The 9,450-nt window shown below is 64.2% G+C and carries 7 protein-coding genes and 2 pseudogenes; 6 read left to right on the forward strand and 3 right to left on the reverse strand.

The features are described 5' to 3' along the window. A pseudogene (locus AAFX91_RS34965) lies at positions 1–123 on the forward strand (IS110 family transposase); the annotation flags it as partial. Between the two features lie 59 nt (positions 124–182). Here the strand turns inward: AAFX91_RS34965 and AAFX91_RS34970 are convergent. Then, on the reverse strand, positions 183–1,025 hold the full coding sequence (locus tag AAFX91_RS34970) for an RMD1 family protein (protein ID WP_282530851.1): 843 nt from the start codon (positions 1,023–1,025) through the stop codon (positions 183–185). Positions 1,026–1,140: 115 nt separating this feature from the next. Here AAFX91_RS34970 and AAFX91_RS34975 point away from each other — a divergent pair, with 115 nt between their 5' ends. Further along, a complete protein-coding gene (locus tag AAFX91_RS34975) occupies positions 1,141–1,809 on the forward strand; it encodes an MBL fold metallo-hydrolase (protein ID WP_394569585.1) in 669 nt (222 codons plus the stop codon). 33 nt (positions 1,810–1,842) lie between these two features. Here the strand turns inward: AAFX91_RS34975 and AAFX91_RS34980 are convergent, their stop codons facing one another. After that, the gene (locus tag AAFX91_RS34980) at positions 1,843–3,048 is read right to left on the reverse strand and encodes a PHB depolymerase family esterase (protein ID WP_394569586.1); all 1,206 of its coding nucleotides are present in this window, start codon (positions 3,046–3,048) and stop codon (positions 1,843–1,845) included. Positions 3,049–3,187: 139 nt separating this feature from the next. Further along, the gene (locus AAFX91_RS34985) at positions 3,188–4,606 is read right to left on the reverse strand and encodes an MFS transporter (protein ID WP_394569587.1); all 1,419 of its coding nucleotides are present in this window, start codon (positions 4,604–4,606) and stop codon (positions 3,188–3,190) included. 329 nt (positions 4,607–4,935) lie between these two features. On the opposite strand from AAFX91_RS34985, the gene AAFX91_RS34990 reads away from it, so the two are divergent. The 4 genes and pseudogenes from AAFX91_RS34990 (at position 4,936) to AAFX91_RS35005 (ending at position 9,246) form a co-directional block, all read left to right on the forward strand. Beyond that, positions 4,936–6,174, forward strand: coding sequence for an LLM class flavin-dependent oxidoreductase (locus AAFX91_RS34990; protein ID WP_282530854.1), 1,239 nt, complete (start codon positions 4,936–4,938; stop codon positions 6,172–6,174). Positions 6,175–6,356: 182 nt separating this feature from the next. Continuing rightward, a pseudogene (locus AAFX91_RS34995) lies at positions 6,357–7,280 on the forward strand (LysR family transcriptional regulator). Positions 7,281–7,599: 319 nt separating this feature from the next. Next, on the forward strand, positions 7,600–8,289 hold the full coding sequence (locus AAFX91_RS35000) for an SDR family NAD(P)-dependent oxidoreductase (RefSeq protein ID WP_394569588.1): 690 nt from the start codon (positions 7,600–7,602) through the stop codon (positions 8,287–8,289). A gap of 84 nt (positions 8,290–8,373) precedes the next feature. Further along, on the forward strand, positions 8,374–9,246 hold the full coding sequence (locus AAFX91_RS35005; RefSeq protein WP_394569589.1) for an NmrA family NAD(P)-binding protein: 873 nt from the start codon (positions 8,374–8,376) through the stop codon (positions 9,244–9,246). The last annotated feature ends 204 nt before the right edge of the window (positions 9,247–9,450 follow it).

Here is a 9,450-nt window from a genome sequence, read left to right on the forward strand (position 1 = left end):
GATAGGCTGGTCGCTGCCGGAAAGGAAAAAATGGTCATTCGCATTGCGCTCGCCCGTAAGCTCCTGGTCCGCCTCAAAGCCAAAGCACGCGAGGCGCGTGCCGCTTACGCCAATGCAACTTGACAATCCAGATAGTCGCTCATCCCAGCCCTCTCCCCGTAAGAACGGGGAGAGGGAGAAGATCACACGTGACGGCCGATCGCGAGCTGGTAGATGGTGATCAACACCTCGAACAGGATCAGGAAGACGATGATCATCTCGAGACGCAGCGAGCGGCGGGTGTCGATGATATCGGTCAGGACCTGCGCGGTCTCGGCGATGACCGCGAGCTTGCGGTTGAGCGATTCGGCGCGCTCCTTCAATTCATATTCATCCTCGAGCCTGGCATAGAGCCGCTCGAGCTGCGGCTTGTCCCAGAGGATGTCGGGCTTCTCGGACACTTCGACCGGGCCCGAGACGCGATGGCGAACCAACAATGCGTTGCCGATGTGCTTCAGGATCGCGTTGCGGCCGCGATGGATCTGCCCGCTCTTGGCGAGGTCGCGCGCGAATGGCTCGGTCATGTCGAACACCGCGGCGACCTCGCGCTCATGCCGCGCCAGCACGACGCTTTTCGCCAGCGCCTCGCCGACCAGGATCAGCCGCTCCGGCGACAGGCTCTGCAGATAGATCGGCCCGCCCGGCGGAATTTGATCGTCCTTCTCGGAGGCGAGCTCGATGGTGGCGCTCTCCTCCTCGCGCCGCGCAAACGGCGCGACCAGGCGCGACTGCAGCCCGCGCAGGAACTCCTCCTCCTCCAGCGCATTCAGCCCGATCAGGACCACGACGCCGTAACGGAACAGGATCGCGACACCGTTCTCATTGACGCGGAATGCCAATGGCGTCGTCGCCAGCACATCGCTGCGCTCCAGCCCCGATGTGTTCAGGCGTTCGGCCACAAAGAAGGCGCGGGCCGTGGTGCGCGGGCCTCCGAGCGGCGACCGCGAAACCTGGCTGACGGGATGTTCCGATACGGTGGATGCCATTCCTCTTACAGACTACATGTTCAAGAACTGTGCAATGCTATCACAGTCCGGCCCGCGACCGCATGGCGTTCCCGGGACGTGTTGACGCGATTTTCCCAGCGCATAAGGTGCCGCTATGGATAACAAAACCGAAACAAAACCGAAGGCCGGCGCCATCATCGTGCCGGTGACGCTGTTCGAGCAGAACTGCACCATCCTCTGGCACGAGCCGACCAAGAAGGCGGTCGTGATCGACCCCGGCGGGGACGTCCCGAAGATCCAAGAGGCGATCAAACAGACCGGCGTCAGCGTCGAGAAGATCTGGATCACCCATGGCCATATCGACCATGTCGGCGGCGCGGCTGAATTGCGCGACGCGCTGAAGGTGCCGATCGAGGGCCCGCATATCGCCGACAAATATCTGCTCGACAATGTGGTCAGCAGCGGCGCGCGTTTCGGCATGAGCGGCGTGCGCGACTTTGCGCCGGACCGCTGGCTCGAGGAGCGCGAGCAGGTCACAATCGGCGAACTCACTTTCGAGATCCTGCATTGCCCCGGCCATTCGCCTGGCAGCATCGTGTTCTTCAACCGGGAATTGCGCTTCGCCCATGTCGGCGACGTCCTGTTCAACGGCTCGGTCGGCCGCACCGATCTGCCCGGCGGCAGCCACGAAACGCTGATCAGGTCGATCAAGGAGAAATTGCTGCCGCTTGGCGACGACGTCGGCTTCATCTGCGGCCACGGCGCCGGCTCCAGCATCGGCCAGGAGCGGATGACGAATCCGTTCATCACCGGCGAACTGTGAGCGACGCCGCGGCTTGTCCTCGCGGCGCCAGAATTACTTCATCAAACCGGCCGCAGTCAGCGCCCGGGTGATCACATCGCTGATCTCGCGAGCGCGGCCGCGGAAGCTGTGTGACGACGGCGCAGCCTGACGGGAGGGCGTCGCGCGCGGCAAGGGCATCGGCTTTGCCGGCTCCTTCGCGACCGGCTTGGTCACAGGCTTGACCACCGGCTTTGCGGCTTCTCTGGCAACCGGCGCGGGTCGGCGGGCCCGTTCGGTGAGGCCGAAGAAGTTCGCGATGTGGTAGGACGACGAAATCCCGGCCTCGATCAGGAAGGCGCCGGCTTCGCCATAGCGCTCGTCATTGGCGGCGATGCCGAGCGGCGTGCCGTGGGCCATGCCGGTGATGGTGTAGGACTCGACCACGGTCTCGCCGTTCGAATCCCACCAGACCTCGCGCGGATAGCCGTCGACCATTGTCGCCGCCATCGGCGCCTCCGGCAGGCCGTGCACGTCGAGCCATTGCCTGACGATCGCGTCCGCATTGCCGGGATTGACGGTGCGATCGGCACTGCCGTGCCAGACCGAAACCTTCGGCCACGGACCATCGTGCTTCCAGGCGCCGCGCACGAGATCGCCCAGTTCATTGGCGGTGCGCGACGACGCCTGCATCATGCCATTGAGGGCTTCGCGCAGATTGGTGGCGATGCCGAATGGGAGGCCAGCAACGATCGCGCCTGCCGCGAAGACATCCGGATAGATCGCAAGCATCACCGAGGTCATGGCGCCGCCGGCGGAGAGCCCGGTGATGTAGATGCGGCGTGGATCGAGCTTGTGATCGATGACCATGCGCGCGATCATCTGACGGATCGAGGCAGCCTCGCCCTTGCCGCGTGTGATGTCCTGCGGATCGAACCAGTTGAAGCAGGTGTTGGCGTTGTTCGCCGGCTGTTGTTCCGGCAATAGCAGCGCAAAACCATGGTGACGCGCAAGCGTCGACCAGCCCGCACCGAGATCGTAACCAGCCGCGGTCTGGCCGCAGCCATGCAGCACGACCACGAGCGCCGCGCCGCGCGGCATTCCTTCCGGCACGAACGAATACATCTTCAGCGCGCCGGGATTCGATCCGAACTCGGCGGTCTCGACCAGCGGACTATCGACATCAGGTGCAAGGCTTCGCCGGTAGACGGCGGCAAACCCATTGAATCCATTCAGCCGGGGCAGATGGCTTAGGAACTCGATGTTCTTGGCAAGTGACAACAGCAACTCCTGAGGTGATTTCGACCAGCCTCGGCCAAACACATAGTTGCTGCAGCGCAAAATAAAAAGTCCGTATACTGTCATTCCCCGCGAAATCGTGAGGCGGGCGGTAAATTCGTGATCCAAGATTAATTTGTGATCATGTTGCGCGCCGCATCCTTGACAGGAATGCGGTGCAAATGATGATCGACAGCCCAAACAATGCGCATGCCGAATGCAGCGCCAGCCGCGCTGAGCCTGCGGCTTCGATCGCGAAGAACACCGCGCCAATTGCGGCCACGCCGGCCGCATTTCCGATCTGCGCCGTGGTGCCGTACATGCCGGAACCCGCACCCGCGCTCGCAGGTTTCACCGTCGAAAGCACTGCACTCGAGAGCGGCGCCATCACCAATCCTTGCCCGTAGCCGAAGATCATCAGCACCAGCGCAAGCGACAGCGCGGAAGGCGCCTCAACCAGCGCTGCCGTCGCGGCAATCGCGACAAGGCCTGCGATCTGCAGCGCGCAGCCCTCGATCAGCACCAGCGTGCCGCGATGCCTGGCCCGCGCGCCGCTATGGCGCGAGGCGACCACGAAGGTGAGTGCGGCCGGCATAAAGACGAGACCAGCCTGAAGCGGCGGAATATGCAGCGCGTTCTGCATGAACATGGTCATGATCAGATAGAACGAGAGATTGGCGAAGAAGAAAAAGAACACGGCGACCAGCCCGCGCATGAAGGCTGCGTCAGCCAGCAGCGCGAGATCGATCAGCGGCATGCCGCCACTGCGCGAGATCGCACGCTCGAGCCGGACGAACACGGCGATGATCACAGCGCCGCCCGCCATCACCAGCCACACCCAGGGCGACCAGTGCACATCGTGGCCGAACAGCAGCGGTCCGATCAGGCACAGCAATCCCGCAAACAGCACGACCGCGCCGGGAAGGTCGAGCCTCGTGCCGGCGCGATGCGGCACCGTCGGCATGATCCTGAGCGCGGCGGCAATGATGACGATGCCGAAGGGCACGTTGACGAAGAACACCGCGCGCCAGCCAAGCCCGGCGAGATCAAGCGTCACCAGCACGCCGCCGAGCAGGAAGCCGGCGGCGCCGGAGAGGCCCAGCACGATGCCATAGATGCCGAAGGCACGGGCGCGCGCCGAATCGGCAAACAACAGATGCAGCGTCGCCAGCACCTGCGGCACCATCAGCGCCGCGGTCGCGCCCTGCGCCAGTCGCGCGATGATCAGCTCGGGGCCGGATTGCGCAAACCCGCACCACAGCGACGCCAGACTGAAGCCCGCAACGCCGGCGACGAACACGTTCCTGGTGCCGTAGATGTCGCCGAGCCGGCCGCCGGTGACCACCAGCGTCGCATAGGCGATCAGGTAGATCGCGATGACGGCTTCGATCTCGGCGGCACTCGCCTGCAGCTCCACCGCGATCGTCGGGATCGCGACATTGACGATGAAGGCATCGACCCCGAACATGAATTGCGCGGCGACCACTGTCGCCAACACCCACCAGCGCCGCGAGGAATCCACTGACATAGTGCCACTGACATAGGTGACGATCTGGTGCATGGCGGGCCGTTCCGTTCAAAATCTGTTGTGCCCGCAAGCTACAGATTCGGCGCATTCCGGCGATTACCTCCGAGGTAAGCTTCGCAGTAGGTCCGTAGCCCGGGTGGAGCGCAGCGCAACCCGGGACCGCCGCGTCCGCGGCGAACAGCACCCCGGGTTACGCTGCGCTCCACCCGGGCTACGGGGCTGAAATTCCGGGCGGCGGCAGGCTGCGCCGCCTGCGCAACAACCATGCAGGCCCGGCGGGCTCGAAGCATTGCGCCGGACCTGCCCTGCCCGTAGGGTTGCTGCAACGCTAACGACAACAATAATCCTGGAGAAAACACCCAATGGCGCGCCTGAAATTCGGAGCTTTCCTCGCCCCGCATCACCCGATCGGCGAGCATCCGCTGCTGCAATTCCGCCGCGACCTCGATTTCGTCCAGCAGCTCGACGAGCTCGGCTATGATGAGTTCTGGTGCGGCGAGCATCACTCCTCAGGCTGGGAGATGATCGCCTCGCCGGAGATGTTTCTGGCGGCCGCCGGCGAGCGCACCAAGCGGATCAAGCTCGGCACCGGCGTGATCTCGCTGCCCTATCACCATCCCTTCAACGTCGCCCAGCGCATGGTGCAGCTCGACTACATGACCGGCGGCCGCGCCATTTTCGGCTCCGGTCCGGGCGCGCTGGCCTCCGACGCGCACACGCTCGGCATCGACCCGATGACCCAGCGCGACCGCCAGGACGAAGCGATCGCGGTGATCCGCCGCCTGTTCAACGGCGAGCGAGTCACCGCCAAGAGCGACTGGTTCGTGATGAACGACGCCGCGCTGCAGATCCTCCCCCTGCAGGAGGACATGCCGTTCGTGGTGGCCTCGCAGATCTCGCCCTCGGGCATGACGCTCGCCGGCAAATACGGCATCGGCATCATCTCGCTCGGCTCGATGTCGACGCAAGGCCTGATGGCGCTGCCGCAGCAATGGCAATTCGCCGAGGACGCCGCAAAGAAGGCCGGCACCACCGTGAGCCGCTCGAACTGGCGGGTGCTGCTCTCCTGGCACATCGCCGAGACGCGCGAGCAGGCGCGCCGCGAGGCCGGCGCCGGGCTGATGCGCTGGCACAACGAATATAATGTCGGCACTTTGATGCGGCCCGGGCTGACCGCGTTCTCCTCGCCGGACGAGGCCGTCGACAAGACCGCGTTCGTGGAGGGCGCCGCCTCAACCATCGGCACGCCTGATGATCTCGTGAAGATGATCAAGAACCTGGTGCAAGTCTCCGGCGGCGTCGGCACCATCGTCGGCTTCGCCCATGACTGGGCCAACCCGGAAAACACAAGGCGAAGCTGGGACTTGGTGGCGCGCTATGTGATCCCCGAAATCAACGGCTATATCGACGGCCTGCGCAAGTCGCAGAAATTCGTGATCGAAAATCGCGCGATCTTCGAACGCGCCGGCCAGGCCGTGATGGCCAAGATCATGGAGAACGACAAAGCCGCCGCCGCACTCGCGCATACCGGCCCCGGCCGTGTCGCGATCCCCGCCGTCAACGCGCCTGATTTGCAGGAAGCCGCGAAACGCAAGGCATGAGGGACGCTCTCTCCGCTCGGATGATTCGTAGCCCGGGTGGAGCGAGAGCGTAACCCGGGACACCTGTTTCGGCGGTTACCGGCGTCCCCGGGTTGCGCTGCGCTCCACCCGGGCTACAGACTCGCTATTGATCCAGCCGCAACCACGCTCCATCATTACTGACACACAGTCATGGTGGAGCAATGCCCTTCGACGGCCGCCTGCTGGCGGGAATCAGCGTGTTGGCGGCGGTGGTGCAGACCAAAAGCTTTGCCCGCGCCGCCGATACGCTTGGAATCACCGCCTCAGGCGTCAGCCGCGCGGTTGCGCGGCTTGAGGCGCGGGTCGGCGTGCGGCTGTTCGATCGGACCACGCGCTCAGTGGCGCTGACCGACGAAGGCCGCCGCTTCTATGAATAGGTGGCGCCACTGCTGGCGGGGATCGAGGACGCCGCGAGCACCGCGTCGAAATCGGCCGGGGTCGTCCGCGGCCGGCTGCGCGTCGACATCGATCCGTATTTCTCGCGCGTGATCCTCTCTGGCCGCATCGGCGGCTTCCTGCGCCAGCATCCGGAATTGACGCTGGAATTGATCACGCGCGAGCATGTCGGCGATCTCGTCGCCGATGGCATCGACGTGGCGATGCGCTTCGGCGAACCTCCCGCCGGCACGCTGATCGCGCGCAAACTGCTGGAGACGCGCGTGCTGACCGTCGCCTCGCCCGGCTACCTTAGGAAGCACGGCCGTCCCAAGCATCCTAACGAACTGCAGGATCATTCCTGCATCCAGTTCATTGATCCGCTGTCCGGACGTCTCTTCGAATGGGAATTTCACGCCGGCAAGAAAGTGCTGCCGGTGAAGACCTCGGGTGCGCTGGTGCTGACCGACGTCGGCACGATGATCAACGAATGCATCGCCGGCACAGGGATCGCACAACTGCTGGCCATCGGCGTGCAGCCGCTGCTGGACTCGGGCCGCCTCATCGAATTGTTTCCGGACTGGCCGGGCGAAACCTTCCCGCTCTACGCACTGCATCCCTCGCGCCACCATCCGCCGGCGAAAGTCCGCGCCTTCATCGAATTCGCACTGAAGGCCGCGCAGGGAGCGACCCGCTCGCGCGCCAAGTGACGGCCTTTCTCCCTCTCCCCGTTCTTACGGGGCCGAGACGAGCAGAGCTCGCTCTGAGAGGGTTGGGGTGAGGGGCTCTCTCCGCGAACACGGTGACAGACGGACTCGCGGAAGCTCCCCCTCACCCGAAATTCAAGCTCCGCTTGAATTTCGACCTCTCCCGCAAGCGGGGCGAGGTGCACCCGCCTCACGCTTCCATCAGCAGCTCTTTGCTGATTTTTGGTCACCAGTCATCTGACATATCCGCACTGGGATCATCAGTGTCGAGGTGAAAGAGTTCATCCCGTCGGATCAAACGATCTCGGAAAGGACCTCTCTTTTGGCAACCAGGAAAACCGTTCTCATCATCGGCGCCTCCCGCGGACTTGGTCTTGCGCTGGTCGAGCAATATTGCGGCCGCGACTACCAGGTGACCGCCACGGTGCGTACCCCGTCGAAAGCGCTGGACGATCTTGCCGTGCGCTTTCCCGTAAGCCTCGAGATCGAGACCGTCGACACCACCGATCCGGCCTCCATCAAGGCGCTGAAGGGGCGCCTCGGGAGTCGCATCATCGACACCTTGCTCGTCAATGCAGGCATCTGCCTCGCGCGCGAGAACACGCCGATCGATGCTGATGTCGAGGACTTCGTCGCCATGATGGTTACCAACGCGCTGTCGCCGATGCGCGTGGTCGAGACCTTCGAGGACCAGGTGCCGCCGCGCGGCATCATCGCGGTGATGTCGTCCGAACTCGGCAGCATCGCCGCCAATCGCGGCTTCTGGGAGCTCTACAGCGCGAGCAAGGCCGCGCTCAACATGCTGATGAAGTGCTTCAGCCAGCGGCATTCCGGTGACCCGCGCGCGATGCTCTTGATCGCACCGGGATGGGTGCGGACCGAAATGGGCGGCAGCGAAGCAATACTCTCGATCGACGAAAGCATCACGCCGGTCGTAACCGCAGTAGAAGCCCGCGCCGGCAAGCCTGGCCTGAAGTTCATCAATCGACACGGCGACAGGCTGCCCTGGTAGCCGCCTCCATGCAACCACGTAGCCCGGGTGAAGCCAACGGGTCGCGCGGCCGGCGGCGCTCATATCAGGCAAAAGGAGAGAGACATGTACACCGTCATGGGAGTCACGGGAAAAGTCGGCGGGGCCACCGCTCGCGCCCTGCTCGCACAAGGCAAGCGACCGCGCGTCGTCGTGCGGCATCGCGCCAAGGGCGAGAGCTGGGCCGCGCAGGGCTGCGAGGTCGCGATCGCCGATCTCGATGATGCCGAAGCACTCGGCCGCGCCTTCGAGGGCGCGGAAGCGGCGTTTGTGATGCTGCCGCCGCTGTTCGATCCCTCGCCCGATTGGCGCGAGGCTAGAGCGATGATCGATACGCTGCGCGCGGCGCTGACACGCGGCGCGCCCAAACGCGTGGTGGCGCTCTCGACGATCGGCGCCGATGCCGAGCGGTCGAACCTGCTCAGCCAGCTCGGCCTGCTCGAACGCGCGCTGTCGACGCTCGCCATGCCGGTGACCTTCCTTCGCGCCGCCTGGTTCATGGAGAATGCGGCAATCGATCTCGCCTCAGCCCGGGATCACGGCGTCATCAGAAGCTATCTGCAACCGCTCGATCGTGCGGTGCCGATGATCGCCACCGCCGATATCGGTAACGCCATCGCCGATCTGTTGCAGCAGCAGTGGAGCGGCACTCGCATCGTCGAGCTCGAAGCTGCAGAGCGCGTCAGCCCCGCAGCTATCGCAGCGGCGTTCTCCAGGGCGCTCGGCAAGCCAGTCAGGGCTGAAGCCGTGCCGCGCGAACAATGGGAGGCGATCTTTCGGGAGCAGGGCATGCATAACCCCCTGCCGAGAATGCAGATGATCGACGGCTTCAACCAGGGTTGGATCGATTTTGCCGACAAAGGTGCCAATGCCTGCAAAGGCTCGGTGTCGATCGAGGCTGCGATCGCCGCGCTCGTGGAGGGCAATACCTCGGCATGAGCTATCCGTCATTGCGAGCCACCGGGTCGGCGCTACCGCGCCGACCCGGTGGCTCGCAATGACGATGTGGAGACAATGGGTGCGACAAATCAACCCGACGGGCAAATCAGCGAAAAGTCTGTCCAGACCTCGCGCAAAAAACATTCCGCTTTCGCCGTCGGGCAAATCAGTGATTTAACTCCGCGCGTCTCACGGCGGATGAGG

The sequence above is a fragment of the Bradyrhizobium sp. 31Argb genome, from assembly GCF_043638955.1.
Classification (GTDB): domain Bacteria; phylum Pseudomonadota; class Alphaproteobacteria; order Rhizobiales; family Xanthobacteraceae; genus Bradyrhizobium.

Excerpts from the sequence above, each read along its gene's own strand:
- AAFX91_RS34970 (WP_282530851.1), bottom strand. The coding sequence starts at position 1,025 with ATGGCATCCACCGTATCGGAACATCCCGTCAGCCAGGTTTCGCGGTCG.
- AAFX91_RS34975 (WP_394569585.1), top strand. The coding sequence starts at position 1,141 with ATGGATAACAAAACCGAAACAAAACCGAAGGCCGGCGCCATCATCGTG.
- AAFX91_RS34985 (WP_394569587.1), bottom strand. The coding sequence starts at position 4,606 with ATGCACCAGATCGTCACCTATGTCAGTGGCACTATGTCAGTGGATTCC.
- AAFX91_RS34990 (WP_282530854.1), top strand. The coding sequence starts at position 4,936 with ATGGCGCGCCTGAAATTCGGAGCTTTCCTCGCCCCGCATCACCCGATC.
- AAFX91_RS35005 (WP_394569589.1), top strand. The coding sequence starts at position 8,374 with ATGTACACCGTCATGGGAGTCACGGGAAAAGTCGGCGGGGCCACCGCT.